This is a genomic window from Aliiroseovarius sp. (genome assembly GCF_030148435.1).
Lineage (GTDB): Bacteria > Pseudomonadota > Alphaproteobacteria > Rhodobacterales > Rhodobacteraceae > JASBTN01.
This window is the reverse complement of record NZ_JASBTN010000077.1, coordinates 1-17,588: the sequence shown is the minus strand read 5'-3', so window position 1 is coordinate 17,588 and position 17,588 is coordinate 1. Positions and strand designations below refer to the sequence as shown.

General features: G+C 61.4%; 30 protein-coding genes. 1 reads left to right on the top strand and 29 read right to left on the bottom strand.

The window, feature by feature from the left end:
* Positions 1–265: 265 nt before the first annotated feature.
* The 17 genes from Q1V43_RS13525 to rpmC form a co-directional block, all read right to left on the bottom strand.
* Positions 266–907, bottom strand: coding sequence for an adenylate kinase (locus Q1V43_RS13525; RefSeq protein ID WP_300518951.1), 642 nt, complete (start codon positions 905–907; stop codon positions 266–268).
* Positions 904–2,271: a preprotein translocase subunit SecY gene (gene secY / locus Q1V43_RS13520; RefSeq protein WP_300518948.1), complete on the bottom strand. Its 1,368-nt coding sequence runs from the start codon at positions 2,269–2,271 to the stop codon at positions 904–906. The genes Q1V43_RS13525 and secY overlap by 4 nt, the downstream gene beginning before the upstream one ends.
* A 105-nt stretch (positions 2,272–2,376) precedes the next feature.
* Complete coding sequence (gene rplO / locus Q1V43_RS13515; protein ID WP_300518945.1) at positions 2,377–2,850, bottom strand: 50S ribosomal protein L15; 474 nt, start codon at positions 2,848–2,850, stop codon at positions 2,377–2,379.
* A 132-nt stretch (positions 2,851–2,982) separates the two neighbouring features.
* Positions 2,983–3,360: a hypothetical protein gene (locus Q1V43_RS13510; protein ID WP_300518942.1), complete on the bottom strand. Its 378-nt coding sequence runs from the start codon at positions 3,358–3,360 to the stop codon at positions 2,983–2,985.
* A gap of 136 nt (positions 3,361–3,496) precedes the next feature.
* Complete coding sequence (locus Q1V43_RS13505; RefSeq protein WP_300518939.1) at positions 3,497–3,643, bottom strand: hypothetical protein; 147 nt, start codon at positions 3,641–3,643, stop codon at positions 3,497–3,499.
* Between the two features lie 189 nt (positions 3,644–3,832).
* Positions 3,833–4,051, bottom strand: a complete 219-nt coding sequence (locus tag Q1V43_RS13500; protein WP_300518936.1) for a DUF1127 domain-containing protein — start codon at positions 4,049–4,051, stop codon at positions 3,833–3,835.
* A gap of 698 nt (positions 4,052–4,749) precedes the next feature.
* Complete coding sequence (gene rpmD / locus Q1V43_RS13495; protein WP_133484938.1) at positions 4,750–4,938, bottom strand: 50S ribosomal protein L30; 189 nt, start codon at positions 4,936–4,938, stop codon at positions 4,750–4,752.
* A gap of 13 nt (positions 4,939–4,951) precedes the next feature.
* Entirely contained in the window at positions 4,952–5,518 is a 567-nt protein-coding gene (gene rpsE, locus Q1V43_RS13490; RefSeq protein ID WP_300518934.1) for a 30S ribosomal protein S5, read from the bottom strand.
* Between the two features lie 112 nt (positions 5,519–5,630).
* Positions 5,631–5,990: a 50S ribosomal protein L18 gene (rplR, locus tag Q1V43_RS13485; RefSeq protein WP_300518931.1), complete on the bottom strand. Its 360-nt coding sequence runs from the start codon at positions 5,988–5,990 to the stop codon at positions 5,631–5,633.
* An 11-nt stretch (positions 5,991–6,001) separates the two neighbouring features.
* On the bottom strand, positions 6,002–6,535 hold the full coding sequence (rplF, locus tag Q1V43_RS13480; protein ID WP_300518929.1) for a 50S ribosomal protein L6: 534 nt from the start codon (positions 6,533–6,535) through the stop codon (positions 6,002–6,004).
* A gap of 11 nt (positions 6,536–6,546) precedes the next feature.
* On the bottom strand, positions 6,547–6,939 hold the full coding sequence (gene rpsH / locus Q1V43_RS13475; RefSeq protein ID WP_300518926.1) for a 30S ribosomal protein S8: 393 nt from the start codon (positions 6,937–6,939) through the stop codon (positions 6,547–6,549).
* Positions 6,940–6,951: 12 nt separating this feature from the next.
* Positions 6,952–7,257: a 30S ribosomal protein S14 gene (rpsN, locus tag Q1V43_RS13470; RefSeq protein WP_300518923.1), complete on the bottom strand. Its 306-nt coding sequence runs from the start codon at positions 7,255–7,257 to the stop codon at positions 6,952–6,954.
* Between the two features lie 20 nt (positions 7,258–7,277).
* Positions 7,278–7,838 (bottom strand): 50S ribosomal protein L5, encoded by a 561-nt coding sequence (gene rplE, locus Q1V43_RS13465; protein ID WP_300518920.1) that lies wholly within the window; start codon positions 7,836–7,838, stop codon positions 7,278–7,280.
* Entirely contained in the window at positions 7,838–8,143 is a 306-nt protein-coding gene (gene rplX / locus Q1V43_RS13460; protein ID WP_300518917.1) for a 50S ribosomal protein L24, read from the bottom strand. Before rplX ends, rplE begins: the two co-directional genes overlap by 1 nt.
* A 1-nt stretch (position 8,144) precedes the next feature.
* Entirely contained in the window at positions 8,145–8,513 is a 369-nt protein-coding gene (gene rplN, locus Q1V43_RS13455; protein ID WP_005621870.1) for a 50S ribosomal protein L14, read from the bottom strand.
* Between the two features lie 92 nt (positions 8,514–8,605).
* Positions 8,606–8,836 carry a 30S ribosomal protein S17 gene (gene rpsQ, locus Q1V43_RS13450; RefSeq protein ID WP_300518915.1) on the bottom strand — a complete coding sequence of 77 codons (231 nt, stop codon included), beginning with the start codon at positions 8,834–8,836 and terminating at the stop codon, positions 8,606–8,608.
* Positions 8,837–8,850: 14 nt separating this feature from the next.
* Complete coding sequence (rpmC, locus tag Q1V43_RS13445) at positions 8,851–9,057, bottom strand: 50S ribosomal protein L29 (protein ID WP_300518912.1); 207 nt, start codon at positions 9,055–9,057, stop codon at positions 8,851–8,853.
* 274 nt (positions 9,058–9,331) lie between these two features.
* Here rpmC and Q1V43_RS13440 point away from each other — a divergent pair, with 274 nt between their 5' ends.
* A complete protein-coding gene (locus Q1V43_RS13440; protein ID WP_300518909.1) occupies positions 9,332–9,955 on the top strand; it encodes a TIGR02466 family protein in 624 nt (207 codons plus the stop codon).
* A gap of 379 nt (positions 9,956–10,334) precedes the next feature.
* On the opposite strand, the gene rplP is transcribed toward Q1V43_RS13440, so the two are convergent.
* From rplP to Q1V43_RS13380, 12 genes are all read right to left on the bottom strand, one after another.
* Positions 10,335–10,748 carry a 50S ribosomal protein L16 gene (gene rplP / locus Q1V43_RS13435; protein WP_300518907.1) on the bottom strand — a complete coding sequence of 138 codons (414 nt, stop codon included), beginning with the start codon at positions 10,746–10,748 and terminating at the stop codon, positions 10,335–10,337.
* A 14-nt stretch (positions 10,749–10,762) separates the two neighbouring features.
* Positions 10,763–11,470: a 30S ribosomal protein S3 gene (gene rpsC, locus Q1V43_RS13430; RefSeq protein ID WP_300518905.1), complete on the bottom strand. Its 708-nt coding sequence runs from the start codon at positions 11,468–11,470 to the stop codon at positions 10,763–10,765.
* Positions 11,470–11,850 (bottom strand): 50S ribosomal protein L22, encoded by a 381-nt coding sequence (gene rplV, locus Q1V43_RS13425; protein WP_300518902.1) that lies wholly within the window; start codon positions 11,848–11,850, stop codon positions 11,470–11,472. The genes rpsC and rplV overlap by 1 nt, the downstream gene beginning before the upstream one ends.
* A gap of 5 nt (positions 11,851–11,855) precedes the next feature.
* Positions 11,856–12,134 (bottom strand): 30S ribosomal protein S19, encoded by a 279-nt coding sequence (gene rpsS, locus Q1V43_RS13420; protein WP_300518899.1) that lies wholly within the window; start codon positions 12,132–12,134, stop codon positions 11,856–11,858.
* Between the two features lie 3 nt (positions 12,135–12,137).
* The gene (rplB, locus tag Q1V43_RS13415; RefSeq protein WP_300518896.1) at positions 12,138–12,980 is read right to left on the bottom strand and encodes a 50S ribosomal protein L2; all 843 of its coding nucleotides are present in this window, start codon (positions 12,978–12,980) and stop codon (positions 12,138–12,140) included.
* A gap of 445 nt (positions 12,981–13,425) precedes the next feature.
* A complete protein-coding gene (locus Q1V43_RS13410) occupies positions 13,426–13,770 on the bottom strand; it encodes a zinc ribbon domain-containing protein YjdM (RefSeq protein WP_300518894.1) in 345 nt (114 codons plus the stop codon).
* Positions 13,771–13,973: 203 nt separating this feature from the next.
* The gene (locus Q1V43_RS13405) at positions 13,974–14,270 is read right to left on the bottom strand and encodes a 50S ribosomal protein L23 (RefSeq protein WP_300518891.1); all 297 of its coding nucleotides are present in this window, start codon (positions 14,268–14,270) and stop codon (positions 13,974–13,976) included.
* Entirely contained in the window at positions 14,267–14,884 is a 618-nt protein-coding gene (gene rplD / locus Q1V43_RS13400; protein WP_300518888.1) for a 50S ribosomal protein L4, read from the bottom strand. Before rplD ends, Q1V43_RS13405 begins: the two co-directional genes overlap by 4 nt.
* On the bottom strand, positions 14,881–15,606 hold the full coding sequence (rplC, locus tag Q1V43_RS13395) for a 50S ribosomal protein L3 (protein WP_300518885.1): 726 nt from the start codon (positions 15,604–15,606) through the stop codon (positions 14,881–14,883). Before rplC ends, rplD begins: the two co-directional genes overlap by 4 nt.
* A gap of 13 nt (positions 15,607–15,619) precedes the next feature.
* On the bottom strand, positions 15,620–15,928 hold the full coding sequence (rpsJ, locus tag Q1V43_RS13390; RefSeq protein ID WP_300518882.1) for a 30S ribosomal protein S10: 309 nt from the start codon (positions 15,926–15,928) through the stop codon (positions 15,620–15,622).
* Positions 15,929–16,119: 191 nt separating this feature from the next.
* Positions 16,120–16,977, bottom strand: coding sequence for an NAD(P)-dependent alcohol dehydrogenase (locus Q1V43_RS13385; protein ID WP_300518880.1), 858 nt, complete (start codon positions 16,975–16,977; stop codon positions 16,120–16,122).
* A gap of 531 nt (positions 16,978–17,508) precedes the next feature.
* A partial coding sequence (locus Q1V43_RS13380; RefSeq protein WP_300519034.1) for a hypothetical protein occupies positions 17,509–17,588 on the bottom strand: 80 nt, incomplete at its 5' end.

Below are 17,588 nucleotides of genomic sequence, written 5' to 3'. Positions count from 1 at the left end.
TGCGGGCCTCGCTGAGTCTCTGATCCGTGCTTCCGGGGCGCGACCCCGACTCACACGATTCCCCACGGTTGATTCCACCCGGGGATAGCGTGACGTACTCGGGAATGGGCGGGGCGTCAAGGGGGTGTTAACCCGGGGGTCTGGGAAACCCTACTTGAAGCGACGTGCAGGCGGGATGTCCCGCAATTTCGCCTTCGGCCGGTTGCCCCCCGAAATACAAAACGCCCCCCGAAACCGGAGGGCGCTTCCATCTCTTTGTCCGGCCTCAGCCAAGGGCTGCGGAAATCGCACCGGCCACCTCGTCGATTTCGGCCAGGCCGTCGACCGAGCGCAGATCGCCCCTGGCATAGTAGTAACCGATCAGCGGCGAGGTTTTCTTGTAGTACTCCATCAGTCGGGTACGCAGGCTTTCCTCGTTGTCATCGGCGCGGCGCTTGAATTCGCTTGCACCGCAGTTGGCGCATTTGCCGTCGGCCGGAATGGGCTTGGACAGGTCGTTATAGACCTCGCCACAGTTGCCGCAGGTCGAACGCGCGGTGATCCGCGCCACCAGGGCGTCGTCATCCACCTGCATCTCGATCACGGCGTCCAGGGTGGCACCATGTTTCTCCAGCAGAGCGCCCAGGGCATCGGCCTGGGGCAGCGTGCGGGGGAAGCCGTCGAAGATAAAGCCGCCGCCGTGGTCGCCGTTCAGCTTTTCCTCGATCAGGCCGATGACGATCTCGTCCGTGACCAGCTCGCCCGCGTTCATGATCGCGGCGACCTTCAGCCCCAGCTCGGAGCCCGAAGCCATCGCGTCGCGCAGCATGTCGCCGGTGGACAGCTGGATCATGCCCCGTTCATCGACCAGTTTGCGGGCCTGGGTGCCCTTCCCCGCGCCCGGCGGCCCTAGCAGAATGATGTTCATCGGCGTGACGGCCCCTTCTTGCCGCGTTTCTTACCCTTGCCGCGCAGCTGCGACTTTTCGATCAGGCCTTCATACTGGTGGGCCAGCAGGTGGCTCTGCACCTGGTTGATCGTGTCCATCGTCACCGACACGACGATCAGGACCGAGGTGCCGCCGAAGTAGAACGGAATCGCCAGCTGGCTGCGCAGGATTTCCGGCAGCAGGGCAACCGCCGCAAGATAGGACGAGCCCAGCACCAGGATGCGGGTGACGACATAGTCCAGGTATTCGGCGGTCTTCTTGCCGGGGCGAATGCCGGGAACAAACCCGTTCTGGCTCTTCAGGTTGTCCGCCACGTCCTCGACCTTGAAGGCCACTTCCTTGGTGTAGAAGAAGGTGAAGAAAACGATCATGGCGGTAAAGAACAGCAGGTAAAGCGGTTGGCCGGGGCCGAAATAGGCCATCACGGTCGACATGACCGGGCCGGTCGAACCGGAAGAGAAGGTCGAGATCGTCGTCGGCAGCAACAGAAGCGCCGAGGCGAAGATCGCCGGAATCACGCCCGCCGGGTTGACCTTGACCGGCAGGTGCGAGCTGCCGCCGTCATAGACCTTCATGCCGACCTGGCGGCGCGGGTATTGAATATGGATCTTGCGCAGCGCCCGCTCCATGAACACCACGAAAGCGATCACGGCGACGATCATGATGATCACGCCGATAATCACCGCAGGGCTGAGCGCGCCCGAACGGCCAGAGGCCAGGAACTGACCCAGGGCGGCGGGAATCTCGGCCACGATGCCGACAAAGATGATCAGCGAGATGCCGTTGCCGATGCCGCGCGCGGTGATCTGCTCACCCAGCCACATCAGGAACATGGTGCCGCCCACCAGCGTAATGACACAGGCCGCGATGAAGAACATCGAGGGCAGGTCCTGCTGCACCAGGTCGCCGGCCAGCAGCGAATTGGCCAGCGCGAAGGCCTGGCCGGTGGCCAGCAGTACGGTGCCGTAGCGGGTGTACTGGTTGATCTTCTTGCGGCCCTGCTCGCCTTCCTTCTTCAGCTGCTTCAGCGGCTCCCACATGGAGCTGAGAAGCTGTACGATGATCGAGGCCGAGATGTAGGGCATGATGCCCAGGGCAAAGACCCCCATGCGCGACAGCGCCCCGCCGGTGAACATGCCCAGCACGCCGGCGATGCCCGACTGCGCCTGATCCATGAAGGTGCGCAGCGCGGCGGCGTCGATGCCCGGCACCGGGATATAGGTGCCGACCCGGTAGATGATCAGAAGTCCGATGGTGAAGAAGATGCGCGAACGCAGCTCGGTCGCCTTGCCGAAGGCGCCCCAGCTCATGTTCGCGGCCATTTGTTCTGCTGCAGATGCCATAAAGGCCCCCTGTCTGAAAGAAAAACGCCGCCGGACCGTGCCCGGCTCCAGCGGCGTTTGGAACTTGTCGTCTATGTAAGGGGCGCTGCGGCCCCGAACAAGCGCTTATTCAGCAGCTGCCGCAGCCGTGACCGTCAGTTTACCACCGGCTTTTTCGACGGCGGCAATGGCGGCTTTCGACGCACCGGTGACGGTGATGTTCAGCTTCGAGGTCACGTCGCCCTTGGCCAGAACCCGCACACCGTCCAGCTTGCGGCGCAGGACACCGGTTTCGACCAGCAGATCTTCGGTGATCTCGGCTTTCGCGTCCAGGGTGCCGGCTTCGACGAATTTCTCGATCAGGCCCAGGTTGATGACGGCGAATTTCTTGCGGTTCGGCTTGTTGAAGCCGCGCTTGGGCAGGCGCATGTAGAGCGGCATCTGGCCGCCTTCGTAGCCGTTGATCGCCACACCCGAACGGGATTTCTGACCCTTGATACCACGGCCACCGGTCTTGCCGGTGCCGGAGCCGGGACCACGGCCGATGCGTTTCTTCGGTTTGGTCGCGCCCGGGTTGTCGCGCAGTTCATGCAGTTTCATGTCGCTTCTCCTAGCCGGATGTGACCCCTGAAGCGTAAGCGGGCCAACCTCGGCGTTTCTTGATTGTGATTCTGGGCCCACAGGGGGCCACCGGGGGCGTATAGACCCTGCGCGCGCCTGTGACAAGAGGCGTCAGCTGCGCCACGCGGTGGCAAAGATCGCCGCCCAGACCCCGGCGCGCAGGGGCAAGGCCACAAGAGTGCGCAGCTCATGCCCCCCTCCGCGCAATACATGGACCAGGAAGGCCAGCAGGATGCCCAGGGTGGCCAGGCAGATCGCCCCCGACAACCAGGCGGCCCAGGGGCGCAGGATCCACAGGCCCCACCCTGCCAGCACATAGGCAAAGCCAGCCGCGAAGTTGAACCACAGTATGAAGGGTACGGCCTCGCCGACCGCCTCCTGCACCATTTCCCCGCCAAACAGCGCGGTCCCACCGCCAAACAGCGTCATGGCGCCGAAGATCAGGGCGACAAGTGCGGCAATGGTCGTTCCGGTCGGACGTGAGGACATGGCATGGACTTTCCCCGGGTCCATGCAGTCTAGAACGTGCCGCCCCCCGGCTGCCTGTGGCATCTGGGCGCAGTCTGGAAAACAAAAAGCCCCGGCGGTTTCCCCGGGGCTTCTCACGCAAACGGAGGCGGGGGCCTCATTTCTTGTGGCAGTCGGCCAGGTATTCGGTCCAGGTCGGCACCGGCTCGGAGGCCAGGAAGGCGCGGAGGCGGGCGTCGGCTCTTGAGATCAGCTCGGCGATGGCATCGGCGAGCGGCGAAAGCGGGGTCACGTAGGCGTTCATCTGTCTGATCCTGTGCGCGTGTGCAAGTGTTGGCGCGCTTGTAGGAGCAGTCGGGGAGTCGCACCACCGTTCTTTGGTCAATGCCGCATTGCAGAAAGCGCAAGGCTTGGGCGGCCTGCCTCATCGCTGAGCCAAAAGAAAACGCCCCGGCCGCTGGGGTCCGGGGCGTTGCGTCAGCCGGTCGGGTTCTCAGCGACCGTAGACGGAATTCCGGGCGATCTCGTGGATCTGCCAGGGGGCGATGCCGATATCGTCCAGCTCGCGGGGGCCAAGGGCCTCCAGCTCGCGCACCATCTTGTTGTAATCGACGCGGTTCTTGACCGCAGTGGTGACGGTGTCGAAGGCGGAATAGAGCGCGTCGGCGATGACATGGGACAGGCCGTGGGTGGCGGAGATTGCATAAGCCATGATGTGATCCTTTTCAGAAGCGCCGGAACGCATTTTCCGGCTGGGTTTGTTTGACTTCCTCTATGCCCCCTATGTAGGGGTGGATGGGGGCGCTAACAATTTCAATTCCGGAACAGCCGTCATGCATCTTCTGCAATGCAGCAAGGTTAACGTGTTGCGGGAGGCGCCAACGGGAAGTGCCCGACCCTGGGTGGGCGCACTTGCACCGGAATGTTTGGCAGCCGGCCAGCCAAGAGCGAAATGTCGGTGAGATTTGGAACGTCGCAGAAGCGCCCTCCCGTGGGGAGGACCGGGCGCTGCCCGGCAGTGCCGGGCGGGGCGTACTCACTTACGTTTCTGTTCTTACACCAAGCCTCTTGGCGTAATATGAGGAGAAATCACTTAAGACGTTGGACACACCGTATGGACCACAGTTGGTTTTTCACAGATCGGGTCGAATTCATAAGGACCTTCTTCGCAACCAGTGTGCAAGCCTTCAGAGACCGGAAGACCGCTATTGAAGAAAGGAAGCCTCCATACAATGATCCTCCATATTCAGAGGACCCGGAACCGGCTTACCTACCGCATTGGATGGTTGCAGAAAGCTCGCCCATTGGCTCGGCCCCGTGACTTTGGGACCAACATGGCGAGGCAAGGAATAACAAAACGCCCCGGTCTTTCCAGACCGGGGCGCTTCCATTCTCAGGAAGGGGCTAAGTTCAGCCCTTTTCCTCGATGATTTCGACCATGTGCGGGATCTTGGCGATCATGCCGCGCACCGCGGGGGTGTCTTCCAGCTCACGGGTCTTGTGCATCTTGTTCAGGCCCAGGCCGATCAGCGTGGCACGCTGGTCTTGGGGGCGACGGATCGGCGAGCCGACCTGCTTGACGACGATGGTTTTAGCCATGGGTCAGATCTCCTTACGCGTCTTCGGAAGCGGGAGCTTCCGATTTGTTGCCCAGGATGTCCGCAACTTTCTTGCCGCGACGCTGAGCCACCATGCGCGGGCTCGACTCTTTGGTCAGGCCGTTCAGGGTGGCGCGGATCATGTTGTAGGGGTTCTGCGAGCCGATCGACTTCGACACAACGTCCTTCACGCCCAGCATCTCGAACACGGCACGCATCGGACCACCGGCGATGATCCCGGTCCCTTCCGGAGCGGTGCGCATGATGACCTTGCCGGCACCGTGACGACCTTCGATGTCGTGGTGCAGGGTGCGGCCTTCGCGCAGCGGCACACGGATCATCTGGCGCTTGGCCTGCTCGGTGGCCTTGCGAATGGCCTCGGGGACCTCTTTCGCCTTACCTTTACCAAAGCCGACACGGCCCTTCTGGTCGCCAACCACGACGAGCGCAGCAAAGCCGAAGCGCTTACCACCCTTCACGGTTTTCGACACGCGGTTGATCGCGACAAGACGATCGGCGAATTCCGGGGTTTCTTCTTCGCGGTTGCGGCCGCGACCCCGACGGTTTTCACGTTCTGCCATCTGGACAGTCCTTTTCATGGTGGCGCGCTGTCACGCCGATGTAACTCGATCCCAGTGCCCGAAGGCCCGGATCATCGGGGGGGCCACCACACGCCAGCCCCCCTCAAGGTCTTTAGAACTTCAGCCCGCCTTCACGCGCGGCGTCGGCCAGGGCCTTCACCTTGCCGTGGAACAGGAAGCCGCCACGGTCGAAGTAGCACTCTTCCACACCGGCTTTCTTGGCACGTTCGGCGATCGCGGCGCCCACTTTCGCGGCGGCCTCGACGTTGTTCTTGCCAATCACGCCCAGATCCTTCTCGAGCGAGGAGGCGGCGGCCAGGGTCTTGCCCTGAGCGTCGTCGATCAGCTGAACGCTGATGTTCTTGGACGAGCGGTGAACCGACAGGCGGAGCTTGCCGACATTCACCTTGCGTTGCTTGTTCCGGACGCGCAGGCGGCGCTTGAGGAACAGGGTCCGTTTGCTGTTTGCCATCTGTCTGGTCCTTACTTCTTCTTGCCTTCCTTGCGGAAGATATACTCGTCGGCGTATTTGATGCCCTTGCCCTTGTAGGGCTCGGGTTTACGCCAGGCGCGGATGTTGGCCGCGGTCTGACCGACGAGCTGCTGGTCGATGCCTTCCACGATGATGACGGTCGGCTTCGGAGCGGTCACGGTGACGCCCTCCGGTGCGACGAAGTCAACGTCGTGCGACAGGCCCAGGTTCAGCTTCAGGGTGTTGCCCTGCATCTGTGCCCTGTAACCCACACCGTTGATTTCCAGCTCTTTCTTGAAGCCTTCGGTCACGCCAGTCACCATGTTGGCGACCATGGTGCGCGACATGCCCCACTGCTGACGGGCGCGCTTGGACTTGCCGCGCGGCTCGACGGTAACGGAGCTGTCTTCAATCGAGATGGTGACATCATCGGTCGCGGTGAAGGTAAGGACACCTTTCGGGCCCTTCACTTCGACGGTCTGGCCCGACAGGGTCGCGGAGACACCCGAGGGCAGCTCGACCGGACGTTTGCCAATACGAGACATAGCAGACCTCCTTAGAACACGGTGCAAAGCACTTCGCCGCCAACGTTTTGGCTGCGAGCGTTTGCATCGGACATGACACCTTTCGGCGTGGAGACAATCGACACACCCAGGCCCTGACGGACGACGGGGATGTCCTTGACGCCCATGTAGACGCGGCGGCCGGGGGTCGAAACCCGCTTCAGCTCGCGAATGACAGGGGTGCCTTCGAAGTATTTCAGGCCGATTTCCAGGGTCGGATGACCACGTTCGTCGGTGCCTTTTTCATAGCCACGGATGTAGCCTTCGTCCGCCAGGACGTCCAGCACCCAGGCACGCAGCTTGGAGGCGGGCGTCGAAACGGTGGATTTACCACGCAGCTGCGAGTTGCGGATGCGGGTGAGCATATCGCCGATAGGATCGTTCATAATATCTCTCCCTTACCAGCTCGATTTCACCAGGCCGGGGATCAGCCCCTGCGAGCCAAGCTCGCGCAGCGCGATCCGCGACACTTTCAGCTTGCGGTAGTACGCATGGGGACGACCGGTCAGCTGGCAGCGGTTGTGCAGGCGGGTGGCCGAGCTGTTGCGCGGCAGTTCGGCAAGCTTCAGGCGCGCCTTGAAACGCTCTTCCATCGACTTGCTTTCGTCATTCGCGATTTCTTTCAGCGCGGCACGTTTGGCGGCGTATTTCTCCACCAGCGCCTGACGCTTCTTCTCGCGTTCGATCATTGCTTTCTTAGCCATGTCTTCTTTCCTCCCGGCGCTTAAGCGTTGAAGGGCATGTTGAAGTGCTTCAACAGGCTCTTGGCTTCCGCGTCGGTGTTCGCGGTGGTGGTGATCACGATGTCCATGCCCCAGGTCTCGTCGACTTTGTCGAAGTCGATTTCCGGGAAGACGATGTGTTCCTTGAGGCCGGTGGCGAAGTTGCCACGACCGTCGAAGCTGGGCTTGACACCACGGAAGTCGCGGATGCGCGGCATCGCGATGGTGATCAGGCGGTCCAGGAATTCGTACATGCGGTCGCCACGCAGGGTGACTTTCGCACCGATGATCATGCCTTCACGCAGACGGAACGGAGCGTGCGACTTGCGCGCCTTCGTACCGACGGCCTGCTGGCCGGCGATCTTGGTCAGATCTTCGATGGCCGATTTGGCCTTCTTCGAATCCTTCACGGCTTCGGCACCACAGCCGATGTTCAGAACGATCTTGTCCAGACCCGGGATCTGCATGTCGTTCTTGTAGCCGAACTCTTCCTTCAGGGCGGCGCGGATGTTCTCCTTGTACGCGGCCTTCAGGCGCGGGGTGTAGGTAGCAGCATCCAGCATCAGACAGCCTCCCCAGTGGTCTTGGCGAAGCGGACCTTCTTGCCGTCTTCCTCGCGGAAGCCGACGCGGGTAGCCTTGCCGTTCGAATCCAGAAGAGCCAGGTTCGACAGGTCGATCGGCATCGCTTTCGGGATGCGGCCACCCTGTGCGTTCTGGCTTTGCTTCGTGTGACGGATGGCGATGTTCACGCCTTCAACCACGGCTTTGCCGGCTTTCGGGTCGACCGACGAAATCTCGCCTTCCTTGCCCTTGTCCTTGCCGGCCAGCACGACGACCTTGTCGCCTTTTTTCAGCTTGGCAGCCATCTTACAGCACCTCCGGAGCCAGCGAGATGATCTTCATGAAGTTCTTCGCGCGCAGTTCGCGAACAACCGGGCCGAAGATACGGGTGCCGACGGGCTCGTTGTTGTTGTTGAGAATGACGGCCGCGTTGCGGTCGAAGCGGATGGCGGTGCCGTCTTCACGACGGACCTCTTTGGCGGTGCGCACGACGACGGCCTTGCGGACGTCCCCTTTTTTCACGCGGCCGCGCGGGATGGCTTCCTTCACCGAGACGACAATGATGTCGCCCACGGAGGCGTATTTACGCTTGGAACCACCCAGAACCTTGATGCACTGAACTCGGCGAGCGCCGGAGTTGTCAGCGACATCCAGATTGGTTTGCATCTGGATCATGTGGTGTCTCCCGACCTATGGGGCAGCGATGCCTGCTGTGATCCCCAGGGTTTCGACTTTGTCAAGTCGTCCGGGAAGGTGTCAGCGGTTGCTTAACCTTCCAGAACTTCCCAACGCTTGGTTTTCGACTTCGGCGCGCATTCGATGATGCGGACGGTGTCGCCAGCCTTATAGGCGTTCTGCTCATCGTGAGCCCGGTATTTCTTGGACTTACGAATGGTTTTCTTCAGCACCGGGTGGGTGAAACGACGTTCCACGGACACGGTGACGGTCTGGGCGTTGGCGGCCGAAGTAACGGTGCCGGTCAGAATACGTTTGGGCATCTTGGTGGCTCCTCTTACTCGGTCGCGGCCGCGGCGGCGGCCTTCTGGTTCAACACGGTCTTCACACGGGCCGCGTCACGGCGAACCCTGCGCATCTGCGCGGTGTTCTCCAGAGCGCCGGTGGCCTGCTGGAAACGCAGGTTGAAGCTTTCCTTCTTCAGCTCGGCCAGCTGCGTGCGCAGCTCGTCCGGGCTCTTGTCGTTCAGTTCCTTGGCGTTCATCCGCCTCTTCCTTTCGCTACCCTCACCAGCGAGCCCCCGACGTTTGCTCAGGGTCACTCGAATCCTGGTGGATGAATGACAAAACACACGAATCCCGTTGCCGGGAATCCGTGAGATGCGCCTCTATAGGGTCAGCGTAGGGGGAGGGCAAGGGAAACTTCGGTTTTATTGGGGATTTGCGGCGCGACGCGCGCAACGCCGGTCGGCGCCGTGGGGCCGCTTGCCGCATCACCTTCCCCTCGCCTCCCTGCCCCACTTCCGCTATCACGCGCTTATGGCACAGATCGAATCCCTCTTCGTCACCCGCATCTATCGCGCAAACCTCAACGACTTCGGACCGGGCGTGGACCCGGAGGAGGTCGAGGCCAACTGTTGGGGCATTGCCGAGGATGACGAGGCGGGCCAGCAGTGGTGCGAGGACAATGGCTATCCGGGCTATACTTCCTATGCGTCGCTGACCGACCTCACCTGGCGCTCACCGGTGTTCGCCGACATCAAGACGGCGCTTGACGCCCATGTGGCGGAATTCGCGAAGGATCTGGAGTTCGATCTGGACGGGCGCGAATTGGTTCTGGAGGATCTGTGGATCAACATCCTGCCCGAGGGCGGCTACCATTCCGCCCATATCCACCCGCATTCGGTGATTTCCGGCACCACCTATGTCGCAATGCCCGACGGTGCCAGCGCTCTGCGCTACGAAGACCCGCGCCACGCGCGCATGATGGCCGCGCCCCCGCGCATGAAGGACGCGCGGCGTGAACAGCAGAGCTTCATCTACTTCGCCCCGGCCGTAGGCGAAGTGCTGCTGTGGGAAAGCTGGCTGCGCCACGAGGTCATGCTGAACCAGGCCGAGGACGAGCGGATCTCGGTCAGCTTCAATTACAAGTGGGGCGAGTGATCCCACAACTTGCCACCTAGGGCAGCGCCCGACCCTGGGTGGGCGTTGCGACGTCGATTGGGGCAAGCGCTCTACGCTTCTTCAATTGTCTGCGGCTGCCGCACCCGTGGCGGAAGCGCCCTCCCATGGGGAGGGTCGGGCGCTGCCCGGCCTATCAGCCGGGCGAGGTGGCAACCGAGAGTTTGACTCCCTCCCTCTCTTCAAAAAAATGCCACCTATAAGCTAGGCACACAGATCGTGGCTGTCGAAGAGCTTGAGGAGTTGGTCAAAGAATAGAAAAACCCCCGACGATTTCTCGCCGGGGGTCTTTTGTTTTCACCGGGGTGCGGCCCGGACGGTTTCTGCGAAACCGCCTACACCGCACTCGTGAAGATTGGTTTTACCAATCTTCACGCACCACGATGCGCGATTTGATCGGCAGCTTCATCGCGGCCAGGCGCAGGGCCTCGCGGGCGACGTCGTCATTGACGCCGTCGATTTCGAACATCACGCGGCCGGGCTTGACCTTGCAGGCCCAGAAGTCGACCGAACCCTTACCTTTACCCATACGGACTTCGGTAGGTTTCGAGGTCACGGGGGTGTCCGGGAAGATCCGGATCCAGACGCGACCTTGACGTTTCATGTGACGGGTCATCGCACGACGGGCAGCTTCGATCTGACGCGCGGTGACGCGCTCGGGCTGCAGGGCTTTCAGACCATAGGACCCAAAGTTCAGGTCCGATCCACCCTTGGCCAGACCCTTGATCCGGCCCTTGTGCATCTTGCGGAATTTAGTGCGCTTCGGTTGCAGCATCTGTCATGCCTCCCTTAACGACGGCCGCCGGCGCCACGGGGCGCGGGACCTTCTTGGAGCTCAGCCTGACGACGGTCACGCGCAGCGGGGTCATGTTCCATGATCTCGCCTTTGAAGATCCAGACCTTGATGCCGATGATACCATAGGCGGTCAGGGCTTCTTTATGTGCGTGGTCGATGTCGGCGCGCAGGGTGTGCAGGGGCACACGGCCTTCGCGGGTCCATTCGGTACGGGCGATCTCGGCACCACCCAGACGACCGGCGCAGTTGATCCGGATGCCCAGGGCCCCCATGCGCATGGCGTTCTGAGCCGCACGTTTCATCGCACGACGGAATCCGACGCGACGTTCCAGCTGCTGAGCGATCGATTCCGCGACCAGCGCAGCGTCCAGTTCCGGCTTGCGGACCTCGACGATGTTCAGGTGCAGTTCCGAGTCGGTGATCTTGGCGATCTTCTTGCGCAGGACTTCGATGTCCGCGCCTTTCTTGCCGATGATCACGCCGGGACGGGCGGTGTGGATCGTGACGCGGCACTTCTTGTGCGGACGTTCGATGATCACACGGCTGATGCCGGCCTGCTTGCACTCGTCATGAATGAAATCACGAATTTTCAGATCTTCCAGCAGAAGATCCCCGTAATCCTTGGTGTCGGCGTACCAGCGGCTATCCCAGGTACGGTTGACCTGGAGGCGCATGCCAATCGGATTGACTTTGTTACCCATTAGGCTTGCTCCTCAACTTGACGCACCTTGATCGTCAGTTCCGAAAACGGCTTCATGATCTTGCCGAACCGGCCACGGGCCCGCGGACGACCGCGTTTCATGGTCAGGTTCTTGCCCACATAAGCCTCGGCAACGATCAGTTCGTCGACGTCCAGGTTGTGGTTGTTTTCGGCGTTGGCGATGGCGGACTGAAGGCATTTCTTCACGTCCTGCGCGATCCGCTTGTTCGAGAAGGTCAGATCGTTCAGGGCGGTCTCGACCTTCTTGCCACGGATCATGCCAGCGACCAGGTTCAGTTTCTGCGGGGACGTGCGAAGCATGCGCAGTTTTGCCATTGCTTCGTTGTCGGCCACGCGGCGGGGATTTTTCGTCTTACCCATGGCTCTTACTTCCGCTTCGCTTTCTTGTCGGCAGCGTGCCCGTAATAGGTACGGGTCGGCGAGTACTCACCGAATTTCTGACCGATCATTTCCTCGGTGACGTTCACGGGGATGTGCTTTTTCCCGTTGTAAACGGCAAAGGTCAGACCCACGAACTGGGGCAAAATGGTCGAACGACGCGACCAGATCTTGATGACCTCGTTTTTGCCCGACTCGCGGACTTTCTCTGCCTTCTTGAGGACGTAAGCGTCGACAAAAGGGCCTTTCCAGACAGAACGTGCCATATCTTACCGGCCCTTCTTCTTGGCGTGACGCGAGCGGATGATCAGCTTCGACGACGCCTTGTTCTTGTTGCGGGTGCGCGCACCCTTGGTCGGCTTGCCCCAGGGCGTGACCGGGTGACGACCACCCGAGGTCCGACCTTCACCACCACCATGGGGGTGATCGACCGGGTTCATCACGACGCCGCGGACGCTCGGGCGGATGCCCTTGTGGCGGTTGCGGCCGGCCTTACCGAGGTTCTGGTTCGAGTTGTCGGGGTTCGACACGGCACCAACGGTGGCCATGCATTCCTGACGCACCATGCGCAGTTCACCCGAGCTCAGGCGGATCTGGGCGTAGCCACCGTCACGACCGACGAACTGGGCATAGGTACCGGCGGCACGGGCGATCTGGCCGCCTTTGCCGGGCTTCAGCTCGATGTTGTGAATGATGGTACCGATCGGCATGCCCGAGAAGGGCATCGCGTTACCGGGCTTGATGTCGGCCTTTTGCGAGGCGACGACGGTGTCACCGACGGCCAGGCGCTGCGGGGCCAGGATATAGGCCTGCTCGCCGTCTTCGTACTTGATCAGTGCGATGAAGGCGGTGCGGTTGGGGTCGTATTCGATCCGTTCCACGGTGGCTGCGACGTCAAACTTGTTCCGTTTGAAATCGACGATACGATAGAGACGCTTCGCCCCGCCGCCGCGGCGGCGCATCGTGATCCGTCCGGTGTTGTTCCGGCCGCCCTTCTTGGTCAAACCCTCGGTGAGAGATTTGACCGGACGTCCTTTATACAGCTCCGAACGGTCGATCAGAACCAGCCCACGCTGGCCCGGCGTCGTCGGTTTGTACGACTTGAGTGCCATGCTTTCTGTCTTCCGTTTAGCTTGAGCGGCGCACCGAGTTTGCCCGGCATCCCCGCCCCTATGTTAAGCCCCCCGCACGTTCGCGGATGACCGAGATATAGGCCCCCGAAGGTGCCCGAATTCCAAAACGTCACAGGCCCCGGAACGAATCCGGGGCCAAGCGACCCGCGGGATGTAACAGGGATGGGGGGAGGTGTCTATAGGCGCGGGGTAGAAAAGCCCTTGTAAGATTGGCGGAAAGCGGGGCCGCGCATCGTCATGCCGAAAGCATGCCTCTGGCATGACGCGCACCCACGCGGCGGCGACTTGGTTGGGCTGGCTGCTCTGCTTCGAGGGCGCACGGACTTGCAGGGATAAAGCGGGAACACTTCTTTGAGATCGCCACCGCGTGCGTCGTCGATGCGCGGCGGCCTGCGGCCTTGATTCCGCGCCAGGATGATCCACCCTAAACCTTCTTCACGAACTGCGATTTCAGACCCATCTTGCCGATCCCGGGGATCTTGCAGTCGATGTCGTGATCCCCGTCGACCAGGCGGATGCCACGTACCTTGGTGCCGACCTTGACCGTGGAGGACGAGCCCTTGACCTTGAGGTTCTTGATGACTGTCACCGTGTCACCATCGTTCAGAATGTTGCCCACGCTGTCGCGCACCTCTCGCCCCGTACCTTCGGTGTCCTCGGTGTCCTGGGCGGACCACTCATGGCCGCATTCGGGACAGATCAACAGGGCGTCCATCTCATAGGTAAAGGCGGACGCACAGGCGGGGCACGGGGGCAAGGTATCTGTCATGGGTGAGCTATAGCCCCAGGCTTCGCCTGAGGCCAACGCCAAGTATGAAATGCACCAGGCGGATCTTGCGTTCATCACACATAACGGAAGCAGCGTTGCCGCTGCGCGGTTCCGAGCGGCACCTTCGAATTCACTCGATGGGTGAACAAAAAATCCCCCCGGCTCGCGCCGAGGGGCTTCTCAATTTCACGTGACAGACCGTCTTACAGACCGGTCGAGACGTCGATCGTGTTGCCCTCTTCCAGGGTCACGTAGGCCTTTTTCACGTCTTTCCGCTTGCCCATCTGGCCGCGGAAGCGCTTGACCTTGCCTTTGGTGATGGTCGTGTTCACGGCCTTCACCTTGACACCGAACAGGGTTTCCACAGCTTCCTTGATCTGCGGTTTGTTCGCGTCGATGGCAACTTCGAAGACGACCGCACCGTTTTCCGACGCCATGGTCGATTTTTCGGTGATGATCGGCTTGCGGATCACGTCGTAGAGTTCAGCTTTCGCGCTCATTTCAGTCGAGCCTCCAGAGCTTCGACACCCGCCTTCGTGATCACCAGGGTGTCACGCTTCAGGATGTCATACACGTTGGCGCCCATGGTCGGCAGAATATCGAGACCCTCGATGTTCTTGGCGGCGCGGGCGAAGCTTTCGTTCACCTCGGCACCGTCGATGATCAGCGCGCGCTTCCAGCCCAGGTCCTTGACCTGCTTGGCCAGGGCCGAGGTCTTGCCCTCGGAGGACGCGTCTTCGATCACCACCAGTTCACCAGCTTTCAGCTTGGCGGACAGGGCGTGTTTCAGACCCAGCTTGCGGAATTTCTTCGGCAGGTCGTGGGCGTGGCTGCGCGGGGTCGGACCCTTGTAGATACCACCTTTACGGAAGATCGGCGCGTTGCGGTCGCCGTGGCGGGCGCCACCGGTGCCCTTCTGGCGATAGATCTTCTTGGTCGAGTAGGAGGTTTCCGAACGGGTCTTGACCTTGTGGGTGCCAGCCTGGGCGCGGTTGCGCTGCCAACGGACCACACGGTGCAGGATGTCCGCGCGCGGCTCAAGGCCGAACAGGGCTTCGTCCAGGTCAACCGACCCGGCTTTGGCGCCGTCGAGTTTGATTACGTCGAGTTTCATGCTTCACCACCTTCCGCAGGGGCCTCTTCGGCCGGGGCTTCGGTCGCGGCCGATTTCAGAGCGGCCGGGAACGGGACGTTCTCGGGCAGCTTCTTCTTCACGGCGTCTTTCACAGTGACCCAGCCACCCTTGGAGCCGGGCACAGCGCCCTTGATGAAGACGAGGCCACGGTCGGCATCGGTCTTCACGACTTCCAGGTTCTGGGTGGTGACACGGGCAGCACCCATGTGACCGGCCATCTTCTTGCCTTTGAACACCTTGCCAGGGTCCTGACACTGACCCGTCGAACCGTGCGAACGGTGGCTGATCGACACACCGTGCGTGGCGCGCAGGCCGCCGAAGTTGTGGCGTTTCATGGCACCGGCGAAACCTTTACCGATCGAGGTGCCGGTCACGTCGACTTTCTGGCCGTCAACGAAGTGCTCGGCCGAGAATTCGGCGCCGACTTCGACCAGGTTGTCTTCGGAAACGCGGAACTCGACCAGCTTGCGCTTGGGTTCGACCTTGGCAGCGGCAAAGTGGCCGCGCATGGCTTGCGAGGTGCGTTTGGCCTTGGCGGTGCCGGCGCCCAGCTGAACGGCGGTGTACCCGTCGCGTTCGGCTGTGCGGTTGTCGACAACCTGCAGACCTTCGAGCGAAAGAACGGTGACAGGAATCTGCTTGCCGTCTTCCATGAACAGGCGGGTCATGCCCACCTTCTTTGCGATGATACCGGAGCGCATCTGGATACCCTCCTTACACCGAAATCTGGACGTCGACGCCGGCGGCCAGGTCGAGCTTCATCAGCGCGTCCACGGTCTGCGGGGTCGGATCCACGATGTCGAGCAGACGCTTGTGCGTGCGGATCTCGAACTGATCGCGGGATTTCTTGTCGACGTGAGGGCCACGGAGAACCGTGAACTTCTCGATCTTGTTGGGCAGCGGAATCGGTCCGCGAACCTGGGCACCCGTGCGTTTGGCGGTGTTGACGATCTCTTGCGTGGAAGCATCCAGCACGCGATAGTCAAACGCCTTCAGACGGATACGAATGTTTTGACTGGTCATAGCATTCGCCCTTTCAGGCTTGGTGTTGATAGGACGACGGGTGGCTCATTCCACCCGCCCTCGTCGAACCCAAAAAGCGGGACCGAATCCCGCCTTGGCTTCTATCGCAGAAGCGAACCCGCGCGTAATAGAGGGGATTGGGGGGGGTGGCAAGGAATATTTCCGCCGCAAACAGCAAACATGCTTGCCGATTAGGGCCTTATGACAATCTTGCCCAACACGTCTCCCTGCCCCGTCCTCGTCAGGGCTTCGGGGACTGCCGACAAGGGAAGCACGGCCTCCAGATGTGGCGCGAGATCTCCGTCCGCCACCAATTTCGCGACACGTTCCGTCAAAGCGCGGCCCGATGGGACAAGCAACATGCCGATTCTGCACGACTTGCGCCACAAACAGCCACCAAGGGCCAGGGAAAGAAGGATAGGGACCGGCCCTCCCAGCGCCTGATAGACACCATTTCGGGTCAGGGCACGTGCGATCTTTCCGGGGCGCCGCGTGGCCACCATGTCCAGTATTCGATCCCATTTCCGGCCAATTTCAGCGAAATCATCCTTTCGGTAGTCCAGGACCTCGTCAGCGCCGAGGGATTTGAGCCAGGCCAGCTTTCCTTCATTGTCGACTGCCGTCACGTGAGCGTCGGCCGCCTTGGCCAGTTGCAGGGCCATGGTCCCCGAACCCCCTCCGGCTCCATTTATCAGCAGCCGCTCTCCCGGCTCCAGGTTCGACGTCCCGGCAACCGCGATCCCCCCGGCCTGCGGCAAGCAGGCGGCGACCTCATCCGTCAACTCTTCGGGAACAACCGCGGTCTCGGCGGCCGGGACACAGGCATATTCGGCGAATCCGCCCCGGGTCATGACATAGTCGCCCATCACGCGCTGCCCGGTCCTGAAACCAGTCACCCCCGCGCCAAGCTTGTCGACCAATCCGACAATGTCTGATCCAAGAGTGGGCACCCTGGGCCGCAACAGCCCGCCAACCATTCTTGCATAGAACGGTTTGCCGATCAGGTATTCCCAGTCCGACAGGTTTACCGCGCAGGCCAGAACCTTCACCCGGATCTGGTTCCTCCCCGGCTCCGGGAGAGGGACATCAGCCAGCCGAAGATCTTCGGCCCTTCCGTATTTTTCTTGAATAACAGCTTTCATCGACCGGCCTCAAATAGAGCACATGCACGTGGCGTGTCGGGTTGGACCTTACCAAAACCGGATGGCAAACGCACCATAGTCAGATCCCTCCCGTCGGGCGGTTCCGTTCCGGCTCCGGGGGACGCTGTTGCCATGTCCGGCTGCAATGCCAAAGGGCCGCCGCGCGGGGGGCCTTTCTTTCAACCGATTGGCTCACAGCAGAGTTCCTTTGAACCTCGTCTGTCACCTGGCCAGAACTATCGTTGCGAAAGTTCGATCTTACCCGATGACCTTCGACACGTGCTTGATGCGCGTCTCGGGATCATCGAAGTCGAACAAAAAAGGCCGCCCGAAGGCGGCCTTTCTCGTAATCTTCACCGGGGTGGTTTCCGGGAGCCTTTGCAGGCAAAGGCCCCTGTCACCACTGGCCGGGTTTGGGCTTGCGCCCAAGCCCCGTCCTTACTCGATGATCTTCGACACGACGCCCGAACCGACGGTGCGGCCGCCTTCGCGGATGGCGAAGCGCAGCTTCTCTTCCA

Excerpts from the sequence above, each read along its gene's own strand:
- Q1V43_RS13525 (WP_300518951.1), bottom strand. The coding sequence starts at position 907 with ATGAACATCATTCTGCTAGGGCCGCCGGGCGCGGGGAAGGGCACCCAG.
- secY (WP_300518948.1), bottom strand. The coding sequence starts at position 2,271 with ATGGCATCTGCAGCAGAACAAATGGCCGCGAACATGAGCTGGGGCGCC.
- rplO (WP_300518945.1), bottom strand. The coding sequence starts at position 2,850 with ATGAAACTGCATGAACTGCGCGACAACCCGGGCGCGACCAAACCGAAG.
- Q1V43_RS13510 (WP_300518942.1), bottom strand. The coding sequence starts at position 3,360 with ATGTCCTCACGTCCGACCGGAACGACCATTGCCGCACTTGTCGCCCTG.
- Q1V43_RS13505 (WP_300518939.1), bottom strand. The coding sequence starts at position 3,643 with ATGAACGCCTACGTGACCCCGCTTTCGCCGCTCGCCGATGCCATCGCC.
- Q1V43_RS13500 (WP_300518936.1), bottom strand. The coding sequence starts at position 4,051 with ATGGCTTATGCAATCTCCGCCACCCACGGCCTGTCCCATGTCATCGCC.
- rpmD (WP_133484938.1), bottom strand. The coding sequence starts at position 4,938 with ATGGCTAAAACCATCGTCGTCAAGCAGGTCGGCTCGCCGATCCGTCGC.
- rpsE (WP_300518934.1), bottom strand. The coding sequence starts at position 5,518 with ATGGCAGAACGTGAAAACCGTCGGGGTCGCGGCCGCAACCGCGAAGAA.
- rplR (WP_300518931.1), bottom strand. The coding sequence starts at position 5,990 with ATGGCAAACAGCAAACGGACCCTGTTCCTCAAGCGCCGCCTGCGCGTC.
- rplF (WP_300518929.1), bottom strand. The coding sequence starts at position 6,535 with ATGTCTCGTATTGGCAAACGTCCGGTCGAGCTGCCCTCGGGTGTCTCC.
- rpsH (WP_300518926.1), bottom strand. The coding sequence starts at position 6,939 with ATGAACGATCCTATCGGCGATATGCTCACCCGCATCCGCAACTCGCAG.
- rpsN (WP_300518923.1), bottom strand. The coding sequence starts at position 7,257 with ATGGCTAAGAAAGCAATGATCGAACGCGAGAAGAAGCGTCAGGCGCTG.
- rplE (WP_300518920.1), bottom strand. The coding sequence starts at position 7,838 with ATGCTGGATGCTGCTACCTACACCCCGCGCCTGAAGGCCGCGTACAAG.
- rplX (WP_300518917.1), bottom strand. The coding sequence starts at position 8,143 with ATGGCTGCCAAGCTGAAAAAAGGCGACAAGGTCGTCGTGCTGGCCGGC.
- rplN (WP_005621870.1), bottom strand. The coding sequence starts at position 8,513 with ATGATCCAGATGCAAACCAATCTGGATGTCGCTGACAACTCCGGCGCT.
- rpsQ (WP_300518915.1), bottom strand. The coding sequence starts at position 8,836 with ATGCCCAAACGTATTCTGACCGGCACCGTTACTTCGGCCGCCAACGCC.
- rpmC (WP_300518912.1), bottom strand. The coding sequence starts at position 9,057 with ATGAACGCCAAGGAACTGAACGACAAGAGCCCGGACGAGCTGCGCACG.
- Q1V43_RS13440 (WP_300518909.1), top strand. The coding sequence starts at position 9,332 with ATGGCACAGATCGAATCCCTCTTCGTCACCCGCATCTATCGCGCAAAC.
- rplP (WP_300518907.1), bottom strand. The coding sequence starts at position 10,748 with ATGCTGCAACCGAAGCGCACTAAATTCCGCAAGATGCACAAGGGCCGG.
- rpsC (WP_300518905.1), bottom strand. The coding sequence starts at position 11,470 with ATGGGTAACAAAGTCAATCCGATTGGCATGCGCCTCCAGGTCAACCGT.
- rplV (WP_300518902.1), bottom strand. The coding sequence starts at position 11,850 with ATGGGTAAGACGAAAAATCCCCGCCGCGTGGCCGACAACGAAGCAATG.
- rpsS (WP_300518899.1), bottom strand. The coding sequence starts at position 12,134 with ATGGCACGTTCTGTCTGGAAAGGCCCTTTTGTCGACGCTTACGTCCTC.
- rplB (WP_300518896.1), bottom strand. The coding sequence starts at position 12,980 with ATGGCACTCAAGTCGTACAAACCGACGACGCCGGGCCAGCGTGGGCTG.
- Q1V43_RS13410 (WP_300518894.1), bottom strand. The coding sequence starts at position 13,770 with ATGACAGATACCTTGCCCCCGTGCCCCGCCTGTGCGTCCGCCTTTACC.
- Q1V43_RS13405 (WP_300518891.1), bottom strand. The coding sequence starts at position 14,270 with ATGAGCGCGAAAGCTGAACTCTACGACGTGATCCGCAAGCCGATCATC.
- rplD (WP_300518888.1), bottom strand. The coding sequence starts at position 14,884 with ATGAAACTCGACGTAATCAAACTCGACGGCGCCAAAGCCGGGTCGGTT.
- rplC (WP_300518885.1), bottom strand. The coding sequence starts at position 15,606 with ATGCGCTCCGGTATCATCGCAAAGAAGGTGGGCATGACCCGCCTGTTC.
- rpsJ (WP_300518882.1), bottom strand. The coding sequence starts at position 15,928 with ATGACCAGTCAAAACATTCGTATCCGTCTGAAGGCGTTTGACTATCGC.